Below are 21,211 nucleotides of genomic sequence, written 5' to 3' on the forward strand. Positions count from 1 at the left end.
GTGTTCTATGGCACCTCAATTTGACAAGGCTGGATTGCTCTTCTAGCGTGGGCGCTAGTTCTATGCGCTTTGCGAGTTATCAACATTGCTGGCTGCTTGCTCTGACATCGATCTTTGCGGGGACCTCGCTGTGCCAGTCGGCACCTGATCAGCTGCAGTCTCTATTCCGGGAAGGCGCAGAGCAGATGCATGCAGGCAATGCCGTTGCGGCGGAGGGAGCGTTCCGCAAAGCCACCGAGTTGGATCCATCCTTCGCTCCCGCCCGCCTCGACCTTGGACTCGCCGAACTGAAAGAAGGCAAGCTTCCCGAAGCAATCGCCTCAATCAGGAAATCGCTTGAACTCGACCCGTCTTCGCCTGGAGCCCACCTGTTTCTTGGAATCGCCGAGTATCAAACCAACGACGCCGACAGTGCTATTACTGACTTGCACCAGGAACTCAAACAAGACCCGAAGAATGTCCAGGCGCTAACGTGGCTCGGAATTGTCGAGTTGAACGCCGGTCATCCCGAACTTGCCAGCGAGCCACTCGACCGCGCCGCTGAACTTGCGCCAACAGATGAGAACGTCCTCGATTATTCGGTACAGGCGCATATGGCTGCGGCCAAACAAAGTTATACCGCCCTATACAAGCTCGACCCGGCATCGTGGCGCCTGCACCGGCTGAACGCGGCCATCGACGCTCAGGCGCAGGATCACAAGGGCGCCATTGAGGAATACCACTGGCCATAAAGCTCGCCCCGAACGAAGCAGAGTTATACGAAGGCATGGGTTGGGAGTACAGGAAACTGGGCCAGGCCGATCAAGCCGTGAAAGCTTTTACTGAGCAACTGAGGCTGACACCCGGGAATCCGATCGCCATGTACAACCTGGGCAGCGCCGAGGTCGACAGCGGACAGGAGCGCACAGCGCTTCCATTGCTCCAGGAGGTCGTCAAGATTTATCGCAACCCCACCGGAGCGGATTATTACCTCGGCCGCGCGTTGGTGACGCAAGGCCAGAATGAAGAAGCGGTAAAGGAGTTTCAGCGCGCAACTGCAGTTACAGGTGAAATGCAGCGACGCTCCTGGTACGAGCTTTCACAGGTATATCGGCACATGGGCAAGACTGCCGAAGCTCACGCTGCCGTCCAGAAGTATCAGGAATTGAAGGAAGAAGCCGACCGCGCAAACGCCAGGGAGGTCGAGGACTGGCGTAAGCTCAATGCGGCAAATGCTGCTGCCAGCGGCACAACGCAGAACTAGACAATCTGTACCTCTTGGACTTGGCGATGTGTAAGCATGTCGTCTTCAGAGATCCGCTATAGATGTGCAATATCTTTACTTGATGGAAGGCACGAGTTTGCAGAGTAATCTAGCGACGTGCGGCAGGTCACATTGGCGCCCATTCAATATGATGAATTCCGGCGGAGATGACGCGGCAATTGGCGGCTGGCAGTGGTCTGGTCTCACGCGTTGGACGAGCGGTCTGCCCTTCAGCGTGCTGGACCAGGATGGTCAACGAACTGGCACATTCAGAGCTATGGCGTACGAACCGGCCCTGTAAAGGTCCACAAGCACCTTGATCAAAACGGCGAGCTCCGGTCTTCGACAATGTCGCCGCAATCAACAGCGGAATCATCGGCAATGGTCTAGCCACCGGCTCGCTGGGCATCTACAACCCACTCCTGACAGCGCCACACGTCCAGCAGTTTTCCCTACGCTTCGCATTTTAGGAAGGGCTGATTAGAGGCAGGAACATTCCATGGCTCCAGAGCCTCCTTCAGCTCAATGCCGGTAGATGCCACGGTAGTGTTGCCAATCGAACCAATAGTCCTTCAGTGCATTGATCTGCGTGAGACACTGTCCCTTCATCTCACCAGAAACGGCGCAGCCCGTGAAGCGGAGCGCGACCCGAACATCTCGTCGAGGGAAAAAGGCCACAGCTTCGACTGCCACGGTGCGGCTAACTGAAAGGAGCAAAGAGTGACGGCTAAGAATGGCAAGATGAACCGTGAGAAGCTAATCGATGCACTCAATGAAGCATCTTGCGCCTGCATCCCGTCCGCTGCAACCATCGCTAGGAGTGATAGGCCGGTTAGACGGAGAGAAAAGAACGACGAGGCGCTCCCATAGAGTGCGTTCCTTATCAGAGGTTCTTAGTTCCTGGCGAGTGGCCCGCGCGGCGACCCCATTGAATCGACGCAAACCTCGGATGCCGAGAAATTTCGCACTGGAGACAAATGGAAGTCTTCTGCAAAAGTTGCCTTTTAGTCCGGATACCGGCTTGCGTAAGGAAATGCCTGAGAAACCGAGTCATGGACAAGTTGCCAGAATCTTGCTTGTCCACGCGGATCCCGACCAGCGCGGCGCTCGGACGGTCGAGCCGCAACTAACGCCCTTCCCGGATACCACATTTGTGTCCGCGAATACGATTCAATTGGCCGAGAAACCGGCTATCCAAAACAAGTGCGGCCCGTTCTCCGGATTTGGCGCGACATCGACGGGCTCGGCGCAGCCTATGGAGTCGCGGCCGTAACGCTCCTGTTTCTCTACCCGGCATGCCTCTGATATCGCCGGGTCAAGGCGGCCCACCCGCAGTCCATCCTCAGGTGTCTGTAGGACCTGTCCACTCTGACAGTTCACACTTCTGCAGGCGCCCGCCTAGCATCGACATGGATCGCAACGAGCGAGTGGAACCGAAGGCCAGGCCCAGGAAGCGCCAAAAAAACACCAAGAACAAAGCTCTCGCGAAGCTCTTCAGGAATATCCTCCTACGGTGAAGTCATAAGGAATTCGACGCGAGCCTGAAAAAGACTGGCGGCCGCTGCATCAGCAAGGAGCAAGAAAATGAAAGCACTTCGTCTACTTGGAATGGCCGGCGTTGTACTGCTGTCGTTTCTGTCTCTCACATCGGGAACAGTTGCTGCACAATCCACCAAGGTTCAAGGCCTCATCAAGAGCCGCAGCGGCCCCGACATCATCCTGAACACAAGCCAGGACCCGAACATGGTCGTCATGTTGACGGATAGCACAGACGTGGGCCAGGTGGAGGGTCTGTTGAAGGCGCGCAGCAAGCAGATGTCCATGGCCGCCCTCATTCCCGGACTCGCCGTTTCGGTGGAAGGCGACTTCAACAACCAGAACGTCCTCGTTGCCACCAAAGTACGATTCAAGGGCAACGACCTGAAGCAGGCCAAGGCCATCCAGGCCGGCATGCACGATACAAATCTGCAGGTGCAGCAGAATCAGGACGAGTTAGCCAAGCAGAACGCCGAGTTGAAGGCGCAGAACGAAGCTTTGGAGAAGCACCAGGAAGCTATCGCAGCTAACCAGGCGAAGATCGCTGCCAACAAGGCCGCCGTCGACGCCGCCATCGCGCGCTTCGGCCAGCTTGATGACTACTACATCATGGACGAAGTCACAGTGTTATTCGGCAATGGCAAAACTAAGGTCGATCCCAAGTACGCATCCCAGCTCACGGCTCTGGCCCAAAACGCCAGCAAGGTCGAGGGCTACATGATCGAAGTGAAGGGCTATGCCTCGGCCGTGGGCAGCCCCGAGGTGAACCAGAAGCTCAGTCAGGAGCGCGCGCAGAACGTCTCCAACATTCTGCTTCAGCAGGGCAAGGTTCCTCTTACCAGAATGCTTGCCCCCGGAGCGATGGGCGAAAGCGACCAGGTGACCACTGACAAGACCGTGGAAGGCCAGGCACAGAACCGCCGCGTCGTCGTCCGCGTCCTGCAGAACAAGGCCATTGCCGGAGTGCAGACCCAAGCAGCTACAAATGGTCCGCCTCAGCAGTAGCTGGCTCGGAAGAACTGTGCGGGAAAAGTATGACGATCGATTAACTCAAAACAGAGTCAACCTCCGGCACGGTGTCAGTCCCCTGCGGTCAGGTGAGCGTTATACCGTTGGCATCATATTTCATGATGCCGAATAGCAGAGAGTCATGAACGCGTCGCTTTTTGAAACCGAACCTGCACCGTACCCGAAAGATATTCTCGGTTCTGGTACAGCAGTTCTCTCTGGCTATGCACTTGATACTGAGGACGAATTGATTTCCTCCCTCAAATGCGTTGTCGAGCGATCGCCGTTTCGCAACATGGTGACACCCGGCGGATTCCGTATGTCCGTTGCCATGTCGAACTGTGGCGCGCTCGGATGGATTACGGATCGAACCGGCTATCGATATGACGCGATCGATCCGGAGATAAATCGTCCATGGCCTGCCATGCCAGCGGCATTTCAAAAGCTCGCCACGTCTGCCGCAGAAGAAGCAGGCTTCCCAGGCTTCGTTCCGGATGCTTGTCTTATCAACCGCTATGAACCGGGCGTGAGATTATCGTTGCATCAGGACAAGGATGAGCGTGACTTTACGCAACCTATTGTCTCGGTTTCTTTGGGACTGCCTGCGATTTTCCTTTTCGGTGGTTTGGAGCGGAGAGATAACACGCAACGTATCCAGATAGTCCATGGAGATGTGCTTGTGTGGGGAGGGCCAGCGAGGCTGCGCTATCACGGTATTGCGCCGTTGCGAGATGGTGTTCATCCGCAACTCGGCCGAGTTCGTTACAATCTCACATTTCGGAACGCCGGTTAAGCAGTGCAATTTATTGGTTTGGGATGCACGACATCGTGCCGAAGTGATGCGTATTATTTCTTCGAAGTTGGCTGGGCAGCCTGCCTTCTGTAGTTAGTGAGCGGTTTTGACGAACAGCGGAGGATCAAGGTGGACCGAATGATGGCTAACGGTGTCGGCAACATTTTTGCCTAATTGCCCCAGTCACTACCTGAAGAAGTCTTTCAGGAAATAATCCACGGGGAAGGATTTAGACTGGAACGGATAGTTTCTTTCGGTCAGGCAACACCAGTTGGGCAATGGTGTAACCAGGAGCAGCATGAATGGGTTGTATTGTTATCCGGTGCGGCGGGCTTGCGTTTCGAGGGAGAAGGTTTACGAGTATTACACCCCGGAGATTTTGTTAACATACCTCCGCGCACACGGCATAGGGTTGAATGGACAGATGAGAAGCCATGACATATGCATCGACTCTTCACTCTTCTCAATTTTCTGATCGCGCCTCGTTAGATTTTCCAGATTTTGAGCCTCTATTGGATACCGCTGAGGCTGCCAGTCTTCTCCGAATCCCCCCAAGACGCTTCAGAAAATGGCCCGACGCGGAGACATCCTCGGACACCATGTCGGCAAATGCTGGCGATTTCGCGTTTCAGATCTCAACAGCTGGCTGTCAGTCAGAACCAAGTCGCTTAACCTGCGCTCGATCTCTGCCCACTTGGGCGGTACTCTGGACACAGTCGTCCGTTGCCGCCTGAAAAAAGGAGAATTCATGTTTAGGCGAACACGGTATCAGCAAGGAAGCGTGCAGCATGAGAAGCGGCGAAAAGGGCCGGATGTCTGGGTCTATCGTTGATATGAGGTTTGGATCCGGCGGCGCTAGCAAGTATCGCAAAGCCATTGCCGGAAGCGTTGTAACCTTGCCCAACGAGACAGTGGCCCTCAAAGCCGCCCAAGCATTGCGCATGGACGCAAACCAACAAACCCAACAGGCAGAGAATAGACCAGGCATGATTGCGGAACTCGTAGCACACTACCGACTGAAAGAATTGACGGGAGAGCGCGACGAACGCAAAGCATTTTCGACCCGAGCTGCTTACGAGTGCTACTTGGACAATTGGATCTTGCCGAGGGAGAGGACGTGAAGACTGTTCAAGAGCTTTTGCGACACGCTATCAGTCGAATCACAATTGAGGTCTACACCCAGGGAGTGCCGTCGAATAAGCGAGCGGCACAGAGCAAGGTTGTGAAAATGATGGTTCAGGACGCGGCTGCAACGCGGATGGAAATTCCCGCTAGTCGCTAGACGAACCTTGTACCAACGGCTTCGTGCTCAATTTATCGGGATGAGCAGAGGTCGTGGGTGAAACGATTGAAAAGTACACCTCGATTTAGGGCAAATTTCGGCTTGTCGCACCTTTATCGAACCCAAATCTGATTGTCATTGTGGGTGCCATTCGATTCTAAGTCTTTTAGAATCTATGGCGGGGACGACGGGGCTCGAACCCGCGACCTCTGCCGTGACAGGGCAGAATTCAGATATAACTCATTGAAACTCATGAGCACCGTTGGCTAACGTAAGCACTGAAACGCACTAGAAAGCATTGGTAGACACTCCTTCAGCACCCTCGCCAGCACCCTCGAGTTCCCTGCTCCGACCTCTGCCGTGCAGCGGCAGCATTCTCGCCAATACACCGCCTTTCAGGTGTACTCGGTCGTAAGAAGCTGATGAAATGAACCTTCCGCGCTCATCGACACGATTGCGACACCTGCACTCATCGGATTCGTCGGAGAGTAGATGGACAATCAAATTGCGGCCTTGAGCTCATGCCAATCTTGCTTGTGAACTGGCGAAGGATTTCTTGGCACTGCTTTTTTCTAAATATTCCACGCCCACATTACAAGAAACGCCTATCAGGTTTGAAAACTATTCGCGTCTTTATTGGGAGATTGAGGAGATGATTGCAGATTACGCCGAGAGGCTTCCGAAGCGGCCGTCAAATCGACCCTCTGCTGTATACGGCATATCATTGCTAGGCCAACTTCCGCGAAGCCGAGCCGTGCGTATAATCGCCGCGCTGCAGCGTTGTCCCGCGTAGTCCCCAGCGCAACGGCTGTGATTGCGCCAGGCCACAATTCTCCCTGTACGATGCCCGCAAACAAAGCGCTCCCGTGACCTTGGTTTCGATGTTGCGGAATGACAAACAGCTCGTCGACCTCGCAGATGTCACCCCCAAACTCATTTGACCAGAACGCAATCAGCAGTGCGTACCCAGATACCTTTCCTTGAACGTCCAGAACAACCGCTCGACCGCGATAGGGGCTGCGACGGAGGGTCACTAGAGTGGTATGGATATTCTCTTGCGGGATGGGTGACGGACCGGGGTCCTCAAGGTACAGATGTCGGCACATGTCAGCGATTGAATCATCGTCCGCAGCCTGCGCAAGTCGCCACGTGCTCTGTGACATGTCCGAACCTTTCAGGACCGGTGCTCAGTCAGTGATTCGCGTCGTCTGCGGATATCGAGACATTGACACGAAAATCGAGAATCAACTGGCACCAACTATGACTGCACCCTTGCAGAAAAGGTTACAGGCACATTGTCACGCTGCATCGACGTCGGCGAGCAATAACCTTAGTTAGGATGGTGCGATCCTACCTTGTGCTCTAGGATCGTCGAGAGCCTTCGTTTCGAGGCGCGAGTCGATTTCATTCTTTTGCTCGCAGGCGTGTTGCCCTGGCCAATGCTCAACCATTGACCCGATTCTCGGAGCCGCTTCGTTCAGCGGCCACTCCAGGAATCCGGTCGTGATGACCCCTTCGATACTCTCCCACAGGCAGAAGAGCCAACCGCGTTAACTCTCTGCTCTAAGATGGCAGCCACCGAAAACGCGGCCGTGCAGATCGAACTACGGCGCGGCATCCCTTACGCCCTTAAGCGTCAAGCCCTCCGAGACACACTAGGAACAACGCCGGAAAGCGCGTACCGTGGATGCGGTGATATTCGGTAGAGATGTCGCTCTACCTGTGCCCGTTATCGGACAACTGACGCTCAATAGTGAACAGACCCTTGCCTCTTGGCTACGTGAAGGAGTTGATCCGAAAAGAGATTTAGAGTCTAGGACTGGCATGGAGATTGCAGCTTTCATATTGATGGAGCCAAGAAAATGACAGCATTTACTCGGAATCTGAAGTTTGCCCTGAGACTACTGCGGAAGAGTCCGGGTTTCGCATTTGTTGCAGTCATGATCATGGCGCTCGGTATCGGGGCAAATACTGCGATATTCAGCGTGGTGCACGCAGTTTTGCTGGAGCCGCTGCCGTTCCGCGATGCCAACCGCCTTGTGCAGCTATGGCATATTCCGCCTCAGTCAAGCTTTCCGGGAATGACAGAGTTCTCTGTATCGGCTGCGAATTTTCTCGACTGGCAAAAGCAGAATCACGTATTCGAGCAGATGGCGCTATACACGGGCGCCGGCTATGACATCACCGGAACGGCAAAGCCTGAAGCAATTCGTGCGTCCCCCGTAAGTGATGGCTTCTTTTCCGTACTGGGCGTTCAGCCTCTTTACGGACGCATCTTTCTACCCGATGAAGATCGCCCGGGTCATAATCATGAGGTCATCCTTACCTATAAGTTTTGGCAAAGTCACTATGGTTCGGACCCTAGTGTGCTCGGCAAGACAATCAACTTTGATGGAGAACCATATGTCATCGTCGGGGTGATGGGGCCGAAGATGACCAAACCTGACTTTGCCCAGGTTTGGACTCCTCTTGGCTTGACTGCCAAAGAAGCGGCGGTGCGGGGCGAACATCACTTTCTCGCAATTGCCCGCCTCAAGCCTGGCGTCACTCTTACGCAAGCTCAGGTTGAGATGAACAAGATCTCGAAGAATCTTGAAGAGGCTTATCCCGAGGATGACAAAGGCTGGGGCGCGCTGGCTCGCTCCTTGCGGGAAGAAACAGTTGGCGAAGTTCGTCCTGCGGCGCTCATGATGCTTGGCGCTGTAGCATTTGTGCTGCTGATCGCTTGCGCCAACGTTGCCAACCTTATTCTTGCGCGCACGTTTGAGCGCCGCAAGGAGATCGCGATCCGCTCCGCGCTTGGCGCCAGCCGACCTCGCATCATCCAGCAACTGCTGGGCGAATCCGCAATCATTGCTTTATTTGGCGGTGTTCTCGGGCTGGTTGCAGCTCATTTTGGTATCGAGTTGCTGATCAAATTCTTTGCTGACAAATTGCCGCGCATGGGTGAAATCGGTCTTGATGCCCCTGTACTTACTTTCACGTTCGTACTCTCCATTGCGACAGGCATTCTTTCCGGCCTATTGCCAGCCTTGAGCATGACGAAGGGCGAACTAAATGATGCGTTGAAACAAGGTCTTGGCCGCACGGATGCCGACAGCGGCACCAGCAAGACCCGCTCTGCGCTAGTTGTGATTGAGGTGGCTCTCTCGCTAGTCCTGCTGATCGGAGCGGGGCTCATGATTCGGAGTCTCTGGAAGCTGCAGACGATCGACCCTGGATTCGACGAGCACAACGTTCTCACGCTCTCGGTTTTAGTGCATAAGCACCAGTACAAAGATGCGACGCATGAAGCGCAATTCTTTGATCAGATACTTCAGCGCGTGCGCTCACTCCCCGGCGTCGCATCCGCCGGAGCGGTCGACAATCTGCCACTGAACGGCGGTTCCAATCAGCCGGTGGCCATTGAGGGGCATCCCGCTGTCGCACTATCGGAGCAGCCTGAAGTATCCGTCCGCGTGGCAACCCCGGGATATCTGCCGACGATGCATATTCCTGTGCTGCAAGGACGCGATATCAGCGCAGACGACACGGCAGACTCCCCAGCCGTAGTTGTCATCAGCCAGAGTATGGCGAAGCAATTCTGGCCGAACGAAAGTCCCATGGGCCGCCATCTGAAGTTGTCTTTCTTCCCGGACAAAGAGCGAGAGATTGTGGGAGTCGTCGGCGATGTGAAACAACAAGGCCTGGATAGCTCCGCCGGCATCGCTACACTCTATTGGCCTCTGGCGCAGACGGTTAGCTCAGCTATGGGCCCATGGGATTCGTACCCGCTGCAGATGACTGTGCGCAGTACAACCTCTCAAAACCTTGCGATTGCAGTAACGAACGCCATCCACCAGGTTGACCCGGACATTCCTGTCGATAACGTGATGACGCTCGAAGATTTTGTCGGCGAAACTTTGACGCAACATAGTTTCAATATGCAGTTGCTTGCCATCTTCGGATCGCTGGCACTTGTTCTCTGTGCGATTGGTATTTACAGCGTCCTTGCCTACGCGGTGAAGCGGCGCTTGCGGGAGATTGGTTTGCGCATCGCCTTTGGCGCGACGTTGCGCGATGTCGTGCGCCTCGTCGTAGTTCAAGGGATGAAGCCTACGCTCGCAGGCATAGGAATCGGACTGGTTGCAGCATTCGCTCTAGGCCGTGTGATTACGAGCATGATCTATGGAGTAAGTTCTCGCGATCTCACAACTTTTCTCTTGGTAACTGTGTTGCTTGTCTTCGTGTCGTTCTTCGCCAGCTTGATTCCTGCAATACGAGCGACGCGTGTTGATCCTCTTGCCGTACTTCGTGACGAATGAGGCCGTGCACTGCTGTCTCGAAGTTACTCGTGCAGCCGAGAGCTGCATAAGGAAGGGGCGAGGCAGTTCCATCCAGTCTAGGTCGGTTGGTGATAAATCGCTAACTCACTCTTTGAGCGTTTTCGAGCCTCTTGAAGGCGTATTCCAGGGTTGCGCCTGGATCATCGCCTATGCGTCAGTGACCGAACTACGTGGCTTGGCATTTTATTTTCCTGCAATCCATTCCTCTCGCTGCCGTAGCCGCAGTCCTTGTTTGGTATGCCTTACCATAGGATGCACCTCACTACGGGAGGTTCAGGATCTTTGATTGGCGTGGCACGCTGCTGGTCATAATCGGTCTGGGATCTCTGACGACGATATTGCTACAGGGAGATCGGCTCGATTGGTTCAATTCTTCGACGATCTGTCTTCTTGCACTTGCATCGATTGTGGCAATACCGCTTCTGATCTGGAATGAATGGCACCACGAAGTTCCTCTCATTAAGCTCCAAATGATCTGGGCGATGTTTGGATGTAACCCGACGTGCGTCGCGGCGACCTATACGAAAGTATCAATGGATACTTTCGTTTAATTGCTCTGCTTCCTTACTTCAGGCCTAATTGCTGTGGCGGCCGGATCCGAACCTTCTCGGATACGCCACTGGGGGAAAGAAGTCGACCAGAGAGCGACAAGCGCCGACACGGAGTACATGTGCACGACATACGGGATGTTTTAGAGTTTGCACGAAAAATCGCTCTTCGCTCAGCGGCAAAAGGCATCATCATTTTGTGGCATTTGCGGCACGTAGGCCGGACGCTGCGAAGCGCTGCTGTTCGAAGAAACCGGCTTGTTCAGGGGCGCTAGGTACGAATTTCCCATAGCAATTCGCGCCGCGACTGGCGCTTCAGTGAAAGGATGATTCCAAAATGCCCGGAACTACTAATATGGTTTCAACTTCAATCGATCAGCTTTCAATTGATACGTTGCGCATGCTCGCCGTGGATAGCGTGGAAAAGGCCAGGAGCGGGCACCCTGGGGCGCCGCTGGGCTGCGCACCGATCGCGTACCTTCTGTTTCACAAGCTGATGAAGCACAGTCCCGCGCACTCGAGGTGGGCCGATCGTGACCGCTTTGTGCTATCAAACGGGCACGGGTCGATGCTGCTCTACGGGACGCTGTTTCTGGCGGGCTACAAAGTCACCCTCGACGACCTAAAGAGCTTCCGCCAGTTCGGATCGAAGACGCCGGGGCATCCCGAATATGGGTGGACGGACGGCGTAGAAGTGACGACCGGGCCGCTGGGGCAGGGTTTCGGCATGGCGGTAGGACTGGCCATCGCGGAGAAGCATCTGGCGGCGACCTACAACAGGCCGGGCTTCAACGTCGTGAATCACCATACATACATGCTTTGCGGCGATGGCGATTTGATGGAAGGCCTATCGCACGAGGCGGCGTCATTGGCGGGAACATTGAAGCTGGGTAAGCTGATCGCGCTTTACGACGACAATCTCGTCTCGCTGGATGGGCCGACAGAATGGAGCTTCACCGAGGACAGGTATAAGCGGTTCGAGGCCTACAACTGGCACGTGCAGCGCGTGGAAGACGGGAACGACCTGGAGGCAATTGAAGCAGCGATTGTATCGGCGAAGGCCGAGAAAGATAGGCCGTCATTCATTGCGGTGCGCACTGTGATTGGGTACGGAAGCCCCAGGGCCGGTACGAATAGGGTTCACGGCGAGGCGATGGGGCCGGCAGATGCGGCCGCAACGAAGAAGTTCTTCGGATTTCCAGAAGATCAGAGCTTTTATGTGCCGGACGATGCACTAGCCAATTGGCGCAAAGCGGTAGAGCGCGGGGCAGTGCAGGAAGCGGAGTGGAACGACCTTTTCGCGAGCTATGCGAGTGCATTCCCCGAGCTCGCTGGGGAGTTCGAGCGGACGCAGGCTGGCAAGCTGCGTGCCGGATGGGAGAAGGCGATCCCCAGCTTCGGGACTGAGAAGCCAATGGCGACGCGCAACGCGGGTCAGCAGGTGATGGCGTCAATCTTCAATGATGTGCCGGAGCTGTTCGGCGGCGCGGCAGATTTGACGGCGTCGACCAAGACGATCTTCAAAAACTCACCGCATTTTGCAGACGATCCGGGCGGGCGCAATGTGTTTTTCGGCGTACGCGAGCTGGGCATGTGCGCGGCAGTGAACGGCATGGCGGTGCACGGAGGACTACGGCCGTTCGGGTCGACGTTCTTCGTCTTTTCTGACTACGCGAAACCGGCGCTGAGGATCGCAGCAATCATGAAAGCAAACTCGTTGTTTGTGTTCACGCACGATTCGATTGGCCTGGGCGAGGACGGACCGACGCACGAGCCGATTGAACACCTGATGGCATTGCGCGCGGTGCCACACATGACGGATTTTCGCCCCGCAGATGCGAACGAAACAGCAGCGGCGTGGCGCCTGGCGCTGGAGCGCGGGGGGCCTACGTTTTTTGCGCTGACGCGGCAGGATCTGCCGGTGATCGACGCATCGAAGCATGACATTTACGGCGGCGTGAGCAAGGGAGCCTACGTTCTGGAGGACGCGGCGCATCCGCAGGTGGTTTTGATCGCGACAGGGTCAGAAGTCTCAGTGGCTCTGGGCGCGGCCAAACTGCTTGCCGCGGACCGAATCACGGCGCGTGTGGTCAGCATGCCAAGCTGGAAGGTCTTCGAGGAGCAATCAGCGGAGTATCGGGTGAGCGTGCTGCCGGCGGATGTGCCCAAGCTGGCGGTGGAGGCGGGCGCCACACAGGGCTGGTGGAAGTATGTGGGCACGGGCGGCGACGTTGTTGGACTCGATCGGTTCGGTGCGTCGGCGCCGGGCAAGATCGTGATGTCCGAGCTTGGCTTCACGCCGGAGAATGTCGCGGCGAGGGCGAACAAGATCGTAAAGCAGTGAACAGGCTACAGGGATCGCTGGTCGTGCTCCAGGTAGATGTTTGATAGCAGGGCGAAAGTTTGAGCAGCCTGGAATCTGTTCAGTGACGACTTATCACTCATGACTCGACGGACTTGCCCCGATCGAGAGGTGTTCCAGAGTTCGGTGCGAATACTCTTGCTCGGCGCGAGAGTTTCTTCCGTGACGAGGTAGTCGCTCCGAAGGCGCATTGCCGATTTCGGAGTCGATAGTGAGGAGGGGAAAAACCTATGCGCACGATCAGCCATTTCATCAACGGCCAGAGCGTCACGCGCCCTGGCGCACTCACCAGCCCTGTCTACGATCCCAGCACCGGGCAGGTGCAGGCCCTTCTGGAGCACGGTGACGCCGCAATCCTTGGTGAGGCTGTCGCGGCCGCCAAGGCGGCGCAACCCGCCTGGGCCGCGATTGACCCCCTGCACCGGGCGCGTGTGATTTTCAGGTTCAAGGCATTGATCGAAGAGCACAGGCAGGAGCTTATCTACCTGATGTCCTCCGAACACGGCAAATTGCTCGGCGACTCCAACGGCGAGTTGCAGCGCGGCCTCGACGTGGTGGAGTTTATGTGCGGTGTCCCGCATCTGCAGAAGGGCGAGTTCACCCAGGGCGCGGGACCTGGCGTGAATGTCTATTCCATCCGCGAACCACTGGGAGTCGTTGCCGGAATTCCGCCCTTCAACTTCCCCGGCATGATCCCGCTCTGGATGCTGACCCCGGCCATCGCCGTGGGCAACGCCTTCATCCTGAAGCCATCGGAGCGCGTACCCTCCGCGGCCCTCCGGATCGTCGAGCTCGCCCACGAAGCCGGCGTGCCGCCGGGCATCGTCAATGTCGTGCAGGGTGTCCAGGAGGTCGGCGAAGCGATCGGGGATCATCCGGACATCAAGGCCGTAACCTTTATCGGCTCGACGGCCGTGGCGAAGTCCGTCTACGCGCGCGGCGCGGGCAACGGCAAGCGCGTGCTATGCCTGGGCGGAGCGAAGAACCACGGCGTCATTCTGCCCGACGCTGATCTCGACTCGGCTGTCGTGGATATCCTCGCCGGGGCCTTCGGGTCTGCAGGCGAGCGCTGCATGGCCATGCCGGTGATCGTGCCCGTTGGCAAGGAGACGGCCGAGGCGGTTCGCGAGCGCCTGCTCGAGGAGATCCCAAAGCTGAGGATTGGCGTCTCCACTGATCCCAATGCGCAAATGGGTCCGGTCGTCACCCCCGAAAACAAGAAGAAGATCGAGAGCTATATTCAACTGGCTGTCGACGAGGGCGCCGAGCTGGTCATCGACGGGCGGGGGCGAAGCCTGCCGGGGCACGAAGAGGGGTTCTTCTTGTGGCCGACCCTGATCGATCACGCCACGCAGTCAATGCAGAGCTACCAGGACGAGATCTTCGGCCCCACGCTGCAGATTGTTCGCGCGGAGACGTTCGAGGAGGCGCTAAGCTACCCGAACGTCCACCACCAGGGCAACGCAGTTACGGTCTTTACGCGCAGTGGAGACTGGGCCCAGCGTTTCGTTGCCGGGGTCGAGGTGGGTATGGTGGGCGTTAATTTTCCCCTGCCAACGCCTGTCGGCTACTACAGCCATGGCGGCTGGAAGAACTCAGCTTTCGGCGACCTGAACCAATATGGCGAGGACAGCATCCGCTTCTTCACGCGCACCAAGAACGTGACACAACGCTGGCCGCACGGCGGACCAGCCACCGAACTTTGACAACAGACTGCGGAGTCCGTGCGAGGGTATTGAATCCGCATAAATCTTGCCCATAAGAAGGCGAGCTAACCCTGGCGTCAGCTGGGTTCCCGTGGGTGGGAGGTCGATCGTTGTATAGTCACATCCTTATCGGACTGAACCAATCAGCTGCAGCACACAGAGCGTTACGACAGGCAATTCGCCTCGCCGCGACGTTCCATGCAACTCTGACTGCTGTGGCCGTCACGCCCTCTCTTCCTCTATATGCCGCATATGCCACGGTGTTAGGTCCTGAAGCGCGCCAAATCATGGAAGAGGATCAGCAGGCATCATTCGCACAACTGTTGGAAATGGCACGAAGAGAAGCTAGGCAACACGACATCGAAATTGAAACTGTTCTGAGCAGCGGGCCAGTCACCGATTCCCTGTTTGAAGCAGTGCGGGTGAAGCACATCGACCTGCTCGTGCTGGGGATCCATCTCGACCACGGTTTGGCTGGATGGCTGTCTAGCAATACCACTCACGAACTTGCAGAAAGGGCCACATGCGACGTCCTCGGAGTTCATTGAAGGACTGCTGATCGGTGGGGCAGAAGTAAGCCTGGGGAAAGCAAGAGACGAACGACTCGGGAAGGCCGCGATGGGTCTCCGATCATCACGTTCAGTGAGCGCAAGCTAAATTCAACGCTGAAAACAATCTTATTGACCGGAAAGGAATTTATTGCCATGACTTCACGTCCACCACTGCCTCCCTTCACACAAGAGACAGCCACTCTAAAGGTTCGCCTTGCCGAAGACGGCTGGAACACGCGTGACCCTGAGAAAGTATCTCTTGCCTACACTGTTGATTCACGTTGGCGGAACCGCGCCGAATTCCCGATCGGCAGAGAACAGATCGTCGCATTCCTCACCCGCAAGTGGACGAGAGAACTGGACTACCGACTCGTCAAGGAGCTGTGGGCGTTCCATGGCAATCGCATCGCGGTACGGTTCGCCTACGAATACCGCGATGATTCAGGGAACTGGTTCCGTGCTTACGGAAATGAGAATTGGGAGTTCGACGAACAGGGATTGATGCATACACGGCATGCGAGCATCAATGAGTTGCACATCACTGAAGCCGATCGAAAGTTCCATTGGTCTCTAGGAAGACGGCCAGATGGCCACCCGGGCTTAAGTGATCTCGGCCTTTAAGCAGTTTCGCGGGTCTCTCGCCTCTGCCGCAGGCTCGCTGTAGCTAACGGCCGCTCTTCCAGATGTCAGTGTCAGGTTTGGCACAACGGAGTCCGCGAACCGTCGCATCAGGGCGGCGATGTCATCGGCGCAGGTGTCGAGCGCTTGCCCCAAAATTCCCAGAAGCTTTAGCTGGCATGGGGGCTTCGTATCTGCCGGTCAATCATGATTCCCCTATTACCGAAGTTCGCTGACAAAGTCTGGCCACGCGCGCGCTGCCTCACTGTGAATGATGGAGAATCTGCTTTCACAAGTCTTTCAAACTTTCTAGACGACGAAAAAGGGTAAGCGTCGTCTCTGTACCGTCATGACTCGGGCGACATTAGTGCATCTCCCCGTGGATCGGTCACACGGCCGTTAAGGCCCGCTGAAGCCTGTCGAAAAGCGAAATCGCGGACAAGAGCAAAACTCCAAGCCCCAGGACGGTGGCATTGGTCGGTGCCACTCGCTCTACCTCCACGAGGGCGGCTTCCAGAGCCGGGCTGCCACCTATGATTTGGACAGATCTACGGTCGGCATAAGCCTGTTCAATCGAGATTGCGCTGTTGAGATTTTTCATAACTCCAGGCTTCTCATGAGCCACGAACCGGGCGCATCTTGCAAGTGAAACACTTGATGTGTTCACCCGTATTACTATCTAACTACCGCCTCGCTCTCTTGTGATCCACTCCCGGATATATGCCGGACAATTCTTGAGTTCAATGCCTTCTGCTTCACATTCCGCAAGAAAGATCACCGTCTCGATTTCGATTCTGGGATGAGTGTGCGTGACGGAGCCATTGACTGTCCTCCAATGTTGCGCGAGCGACGTCACCAGCGGACCGGATAGCAGCCACCGCACTTTCGACTAAACAAGGAATAGAAAAGGAGAATGTAGCTCCCGGACCATCATTAGGTGCTGCCCACAGACGCCCATGATGGCTCTCAATAATAGAGCGACTTACTGACAGCCCAATTCCCATGCCATCATTCTTCGTCGTGTAGAAAGCCTCGAACAATCTCTCCGCTGATTGATGATCGAACCCCAGGCCCGCGTCCTGCACGGTCAAGCACACGTGATTGTCGGCCTCTAGTTCGGTCTTGATCGTCAACTGTCTTGGACGGTCCTCAACGGTACGCATTGCGTCTGAAGCGTTCCTGAAGAGATTCAGGATGACCTGTTGCAGCTGCACTCGATCACCTGAGACAGCCGGAAGATTGTTGGCCAGGTCAGACCGTACGATCACCCCATTTCGCTGGAGTTCAGGCAACAAAAGCGCGATCACCTCCTGGGTGGCCTCACTCAAATCCACTGCTTCGAACGCGACTGCCTTCTTCCCGAACAGCGCCCGCAGTCGCGTGATGACATCTGACACGCGGTTCCCATCCCGAATGGTTCGTCGTACCGTTTCGCGCGCCCCTTCGAGGTTCGGGGGATCGGCGGCCAGCATTCTCATACAAGTGTTCGAGTTGGTAAGAATGCCCGACAGGGGCTGATTGATTTCGTGCGCGATCGACGCCGTCATGACCCCGAGGCTGGTTGCTCTTGTCACCTGCGAGAGCTCCGATCGAGCCTTACTCAGTGCCTCTTCCGCAAGGCGGCGCTGTGTGATGTCCTGAACCGCACCGATGTATTCCAGTCGGCCCTCCCGGTCTCTTGTTCCGTGCGCAATCAGCTGCAAGTACTTGAGGGAGTGATCAGGCATCAGCAGCCGGTATTCGTACTCGAAGCTGCGGGCGCCTTCGCGCGCCCGTTCTACCATGTCTTGCATCATCGGGAGATCTTCCGGATGGATCCGAGTAAAAGCCAACTCAATCGTCACCGGTACATCCTTTTCAAACTCGAAGATGCGATAAAGCTGCTCGGACCAAGTGATTTTCTCAGTCGCTATGCACCAGGAAAAGCTGCCGACTCGGCTGAGATACTGTCCTTCCGCGAGAAATGCCTCACTGCGTTGCAGCTGTTCTTCGGCCTGTTTCCGTTCATCGATGTCTGTGATGGTTCCGTACCATTTAATGATCTTGCCTACTTGATCGTGCAATGCGTTCGCACGGAATAGAAACCACCGATGCTGTGCGTCGAAGCGACGAACGCGTGCTTCGATTTCACCCCGCTCTCCCGAAGCCAGAATGGAGCGCCAATAGTCTACAAGCCGGTTCAAGTCGTCGGGATGGACCGCAGCCGTCCAGCCCCAATCCTGCGCGTTTCCCTTAGTGATGCCCGTGTAGTCAAGGTAATGTTGATTGAAGAAATCGACGGAGCCATCGGGACGCGCAGACCACGCTAGCGTCGGAATCGTATTGATGATCAGGTGGAGGTTGCGCTCGTTTGCGCGCTGCGCCTCAAGCGCCATATCAAAGTGCCGATGGAGTCGTTTGAGCCGCAATTGATAGCCGGCCCAAAGCAACAGGAGAAGGATTGCGGCACAAAGGCCCCGAAACCAGACTGTCTGAAACCATGCCGGCGCAACGGTAAAGGCGAGCGTCGCACCTTTTCGATTCCACACACCATCGTTATTGGACGCGATCACACGGAACAGGTATTTTCCTGGTGCCAGGTGGGTAAAGAAGGCTTCTCTGCGACCGCCCGCCTCATGCCAACTCTTGTCCCACTCGTCGAGCTTGTACCGGAAACGCACACGTTCCGGAATTGACAGACTCGGGGCAGCATATTCGATGCGAAGGTTGTTTGTTAAAGGCGGAAACTTGAGATCGGAGAATGCAGAATAGACTTTGCCGTCGGCGACAATCGATCGGATGGAAACAGGCGGAGGAAGTGGATTCTTGTAAATATGACTTGGGTCCACGCGAACTGCCCCGCTTCTAGTCGCAATCCATATGCTGCCATCGTCAGCCTGAATGGCCCCCGGGGAATAAACCTCCCCTCGTTGAATTGGTTCTGGCAAATCGGTCACCAGATCAAAGAGATCGAATGTAACCCTATGTTCGGGATGTTGAATCACAGTTTCGATTTCACTGGCAGGAATGCGGACGACACCCGATCCCGTGTTCAACCACACGTCGCCATTTGGTGTTACCACGATTCCAGTAACGGACGTGAACCCGGTAACTTCAGCGCTCTGTATAGTGTGGAAGCGTCCTCCCTGGAGAAATGCCAATCCGGATTCACCACCAACCCATATCAGTTGATTGCATTCTGCCATGACGTCCGGCGGACCGATGGCCAGACCTTCTTTGGCGCTAAAGATTCGTATGTTGCCGTGATCATAGCTAGCGATCCGGTCTCCCCATAGAAGCCAAATGCGGTCGAGGCTGTCGGTAATCGTGTACCCGGCGGACCAATCCGGATGGTCCGGGAGAATCGGGACGAAATTCCAGATGCCGTTCGTCAAGCGGAATTCTCCGCTACCGCCGAATGCAACCCAAAGATTGCCGGCACGATCTCTGGTGATCGACGAGGCAATGATGGGATCAGGTGGTGTAACAGAGAGTCTCAGTTTTTCGACTACATCCGGCACTGCGACTTTCTCGAGTTTCCCATCCTGCAAATGCAACAGCGTGTGATTCCCGCTGTACCAAATCGTTCCATCCGGATCGTGATAGACCGTGTACACATCGGTTGGCCCGTTGGCCACCAATGTTCGATCTTCGACACGGACCACAGGAAATGATGTTCCCCTCGACCCGGCCCAGACTTTACTGTCGGGACCGACGAATAGGCTGAAGGGACCTCCTCTCAGAGGAAACCAAGTAATATTTCGGTGACGGAATCGATCAAGTCCTCCTCCGGTTCCGACCCAAATGTTTCCTTCACGGTCCTCCAGAATCGTCTCGACGGCTGAGTTTGATAGTCCTTGCGTTTGGGTGAACTTCTCCGTCACATGCTCGAGGTTGTGATCGCGTAATCCATCAGGAAATGACAACCGAGTCAATCCGTCATTCCCGGTCCACAACCCGCCGTCGCGATCAAATATGGCCGAGTTTACGCGAATACCGATGTCGGGCAAAGCCTCGAATCCATTGGCCTCGTCATAACGAAAGCGCAAGAACCTTCCGCGATCGTCGTCCTGAAACAAGATGGAAGCATCGGGGGCTTCCAACATCACCGAGCCTTTTCCGCTTCGAAGCCCGGCGCTGTGAAATCGTTTCTCTCCTGCGGGCAGGTACACGATCTGACTTCCCGTGGCGACCCAGAGGGTTCCCCGCCGGTCTACCAGAAGAGCCCATGCAGTCTTGTCCGAAAAATTCCATTCACTATATGCCTGCTGCCAATGCTGGCCTTCCAGCCGCGCAAATCCACCGACCGCCGCGACCCAGATTGATCCTGTTTCATCACGAGCGAAGCACCGAACCGTGTATACCGGAAACCCGTCAGGGTCTGAGTAGTTCCTGACCCGGCCATTCTTGATGAAGCTCGCGCCACCCCTCGTGAAGCCCACCCATAGCCCCCCATCAGGCACAGCCATCAATGCAGAGACCGAACTGGCCGTCAGGGAACCAGCTTCAGGTTGATAGCGTTCGAAGGAGACCCCATCAAATCGCAAGAGACCGTCGGTGGTTCCAACCCACAGGTATCCGTCCGTGGTCTGAGCGAGAGCTGTCACGTTCCCGCTAACGCCTTCTTTTGCATTCCAGGAGGTGTGGTAGAGCTGCGCGATGGGCTCGTGAGGATCCAGAGCAAACGCCGAAGAACACTGCAAAGTTAAGTTGATCCCGATCCCAAGGAAGATCGAAAGCTTGGCTGCAATAAGCGTTCGTGAGTTCTTGAGGCGCAGGAACAACGCAGAGGAGAAGGAAACAACTCTGCGCGTTGAATCGCCACGGACCATCGTTGCCTCGACCTGACCTGCAAAAGCAGTCACAGCATTATTCCCTTTGTGAATGCGAGATATGTTCCGCTTCTTCCTCTCATTAAGAATCGGCGTGCGCTACGTTCCGGTCCGCTGTCTCTTAAGCCACTCGCAGATGTATGGATCGCAATTCAACAGCGCAATGTCAGACTCTTCGCACTGGAAGAGAAAATTGATGCCGTCCTGCCCGGTCAGAGTTATGTCTTTGAGGTCGAGGGTGACGCGGCGACCCGTCCCTTCCGCGGCGATTAGTGCTTCCAATTCGGCAATATTCTCTTTGTCGATCCGGCCGCTCAATTTAAAGACCACGTTACCGTTCGCCTTCCTGTGAATTCTCAACATTCGTTTCCTTCCTGAAGACGACCCATAATCCGCAAGATGCGCTGAAAGGCGGTCCCTCCCATTAC

The 21,211-nt window shown here is 55.8% G+C and carries 17 protein-coding genes and 1 pseudogene; 15 read left to right on the top strand and 3 right to left on the bottom strand.

Going from position 1 to position 21,211, the window contains the following annotated elements; translation table 11 throughout:
- The first annotated feature begins 62 nt into the window (after positions 1–62).
- From H7849_RS15090 to H7849_RS15130, 10 genes and pseudogenes are all read left to right on the top strand, one after another.
- A complete protein-coding gene (locus H7849_RS15090; protein ID WP_186740397.1) occupies positions 63–731 on the top strand; it encodes a tetratricopeptide repeat protein in 669 nt (222 codons plus the stop codon).
- Positions 728–1,243 (top strand): tetratricopeptide repeat protein, encoded by a 516-nt coding sequence (locus tag H7849_RS15095; RefSeq protein WP_285288966.1) that lies wholly within the window; start codon positions 728–730, stop codon positions 1,241–1,243. The genes H7849_RS15090 and H7849_RS15095 overlap by 4 nt, the downstream gene beginning before the upstream one ends.
- Before the next feature lie 148 nt (positions 1,244–1,391).
- Positions 1,392–1,544 (top strand): hypothetical protein, encoded by a 153-nt coding sequence (locus tag H7849_RS15100; protein WP_186740400.1) that lies wholly within the window; start codon positions 1,392–1,394, stop codon positions 1,542–1,544.
- Positions 1,545–2,192: 648 nt separating this feature from the next.
- A complete protein-coding gene (locus H7849_RS15105) occupies positions 2,193–2,516 on the top strand; it encodes a hypothetical protein (protein WP_186740402.1) in 324 nt (107 codons plus the stop codon).
- A gap of 311 nt (positions 2,517–2,827) precedes the next feature.
- On the top strand, positions 2,828–3,784 hold the full coding sequence (locus tag H7849_RS15110; RefSeq protein WP_251106289.1) for an OmpA family protein: 957 nt from the start codon (positions 2,828–2,830) through the stop codon (positions 3,782–3,784).
- Positions 3,765–3,920 carry a 2OG-Fe(II) oxygenase gene (locus tag H7849_RS26890; protein ID WP_251106290.1) on the top strand — a complete coding sequence of 52 codons (156 nt, stop codon included), beginning with the start codon at positions 3,765–3,767 and terminating at the stop codon, positions 3,918–3,920. The genes H7849_RS15110 and H7849_RS26890 overlap by 20 nt, the downstream gene beginning before the upstream one ends.
- A gap of 9 nt (positions 3,921–3,929) precedes the next feature.
- Positions 3,930–4,580 carry a DNA oxidative demethylase AlkB gene (alkB, locus tag H7849_RS15120; protein WP_186740403.1) on the top strand — a complete coding sequence of 217 codons (651 nt, stop codon included), beginning with the start codon at positions 3,930–3,932 and terminating at the stop codon, positions 4,578–4,580.
- A 174-nt stretch (positions 4,581–4,754) separates the two neighbouring features.
- Positions 4,755–5,018: a cupin domain-containing protein gene (locus H7849_RS27485; protein ID WP_222439659.1), complete on the top strand. Its 264-nt coding sequence runs from the start codon at positions 4,755–4,757 to the stop codon at positions 5,016–5,018.
- A gap of 124 nt (positions 5,019–5,142) precedes the next feature.
- Positions 5,143–5,412: pseudogene (locus tag H7849_RS27490) on the top strand (hypothetical protein); the annotation flags it as partial.
- A 285-nt stretch (positions 5,413–5,697) separates the two neighbouring features.
- The gene (locus H7849_RS15130) at positions 5,698–5,862 is read left to right on the top strand and encodes a hypothetical protein (RefSeq protein ID WP_186740405.1); all 165 of its coding nucleotides are present in this window, start codon (positions 5,698–5,700) and stop codon (positions 5,860–5,862) included.
- Between the two features lie 608 nt (positions 5,863–6,470).
- Here the strand turns inward: H7849_RS15130 and H7849_RS27495 are convergent.
- Positions 6,471–7,025, bottom strand: coding sequence for a GNAT family N-acetyltransferase (locus H7849_RS27495; protein ID WP_186740406.1), 555 nt, complete (start codon positions 7,023–7,025; stop codon positions 6,471–6,473).
- Between the two features lie 699 nt (positions 7,026–7,724).
- Between H7849_RS27495 and H7849_RS15140 the strand changes: the two genes are divergently transcribed.
- The 5 genes from H7849_RS15140 to H7849_RS15160 all read left to right on the top strand — a co-directional run bounded on the left by H7849_RS15140 (position 7,725) and on the right by H7849_RS15160 (position 15,975).
- A complete protein-coding gene (locus H7849_RS15140; RefSeq protein WP_186740408.1) occupies positions 7,725–10,166 on the top strand; it encodes an ABC transporter permease in 2,442 nt (813 codons plus the stop codon).
- 924 nt (positions 10,167–11,090) lie between these two features.
- Positions 11,091–13,079: a transketolase gene (gene tkt, locus H7849_RS15145; RefSeq protein ID WP_186740409.1), complete on the top strand. Its 1,989-nt coding sequence runs from the start codon at positions 11,091–11,093 to the stop codon at positions 13,077–13,079.
- A gap of 248 nt (positions 13,080–13,327) precedes the next feature.
- Positions 13,328–14,803, top strand: a complete 1,476-nt coding sequence (locus H7849_RS15150; protein ID WP_186740410.1) for a CoA-acylating methylmalonate-semialdehyde dehydrogenase — start codon at positions 13,328–13,330, stop codon at positions 14,801–14,803.
- Positions 14,804–14,913: 110 nt separating this feature from the next.
- Positions 14,914–15,351, top strand: coding sequence for a universal stress protein (locus H7849_RS15155; protein ID WP_186740411.1), 438 nt, complete (start codon positions 14,914–14,916; stop codon positions 15,349–15,351).
- Positions 15,352–15,507: 156 nt separating this feature from the next.
- Positions 15,508–15,975 carry a nuclear transport factor 2 family protein gene (locus H7849_RS15160; protein WP_222439660.1) on the top strand — a complete coding sequence of 156 codons (468 nt, stop codon included), beginning with the start codon at positions 15,508–15,510 and terminating at the stop codon, positions 15,973–15,975.
- Positions 15,976–16,727: 752 nt separating this feature from the next.
- On the opposite strand, the gene H7849_RS15165 is transcribed toward H7849_RS15160, so the two are convergent.
- Both H7849_RS15165 and H7849_RS15170 read right to left on the bottom strand, forming a co-directional pair.
- A complete protein-coding gene (locus tag H7849_RS15165) occupies positions 16,728–20,816 on the bottom strand; it encodes a two-component regulator propeller domain-containing protein (protein WP_186740412.1) in 4,089 nt (1,362 codons plus the stop codon).
- Positions 20,817–20,882: 66 nt separating this feature from the next.
- Positions 20,883–21,146, bottom strand: a complete 264-nt coding sequence (locus tag H7849_RS15170; RefSeq protein WP_186740413.1) for an STAS domain-containing protein — start codon at positions 21,144–21,146, stop codon at positions 20,883–20,885.
- Between the last annotated feature and the right edge of the window lie 65 nt (positions 21,147–21,211).

Origin of the sequence: Alloacidobacterium dinghuense, from assembly GCF_014274465.1 — a bacterium.
Taxonomy (GTDB): domain Bacteria; phylum Acidobacteriota; class Terriglobia; order Terriglobales; family Acidobacteriaceae; genus Alloacidobacterium; species Alloacidobacterium dinghuense.

Coding starts and splice junctions, on each gene's coding strand:
- H7849_RS15170 (WP_186740413.1), bottom strand. CDS start 21,146: ATGTTGAGAATTCACAGGAAGGCGAACGGTAACGTGGTCTTTAAATTG.
- H7849_RS15110 (WP_251106289.1), top strand. CDS start 2,828: ATGAAAGCACTTCGTCTACTTGGAATGGCCGGCGTTGTACTGCTGTCG.
- H7849_RS15160 (WP_222439660.1), top strand. CDS start 15,508: ATGACTTCACGTCCACCACTGCCTCCCTTCACACAAGAGACAGCCACT.
- H7849_RS26890 (WP_251106290.1), top strand. CDS start 3,765: ATGGTCCGCCTCAGCAGTAGCTGGCTCGGAAGAACTGTGCGGGAAAAG.
- H7849_RS15105 (WP_186740402.1), top strand. CDS start 2,193: ATGCCGAGAAATTTCGCACTGGAGACAAATGGAAGTCTTCTGCAAAAG.
- H7849_RS15100 (WP_186740400.1), top strand. CDS start 1,392: ATGATGAATTCCGGCGGAGATGACGCGGCAATTGGCGGCTGGCAGTGG.
- H7849_RS15090 (WP_186740397.1), top strand. CDS start 63: ATGCGCTTTGCGAGTTATCAACATTGCTGGCTGCTTGCTCTGACATCG.
- H7849_RS15150 (WP_186740410.1), top strand. CDS start 13,328: ATGCGCACGATCAGCCATTTCATCAACGGCCAGAGCGTCACGCGCCCT.
- alkB (WP_186740403.1), top strand. CDS start 3,930: ATGAACGCGTCGCTTTTTGAAACCGAACCTGCACCGTACCCGAAAGAT.
- H7849_RS15140 (WP_186740408.1), top strand. CDS start 7,725: ATGACAGCATTTACTCGGAATCTGAAGTTTGCCCTGAGACTACTGCGG.
- H7849_RS27495 (WP_186740406.1), bottom strand. CDS start 7,025: ATGTCACAGAGCACGTGGCGACTTGCGCAGGCTGCGGACGATGATTCA.
- tkt (WP_186740409.1), top strand. CDS start 11,091: ATGGTTTCAACTTCAATCGATCAGCTTTCAATTGATACGTTGCGCATG.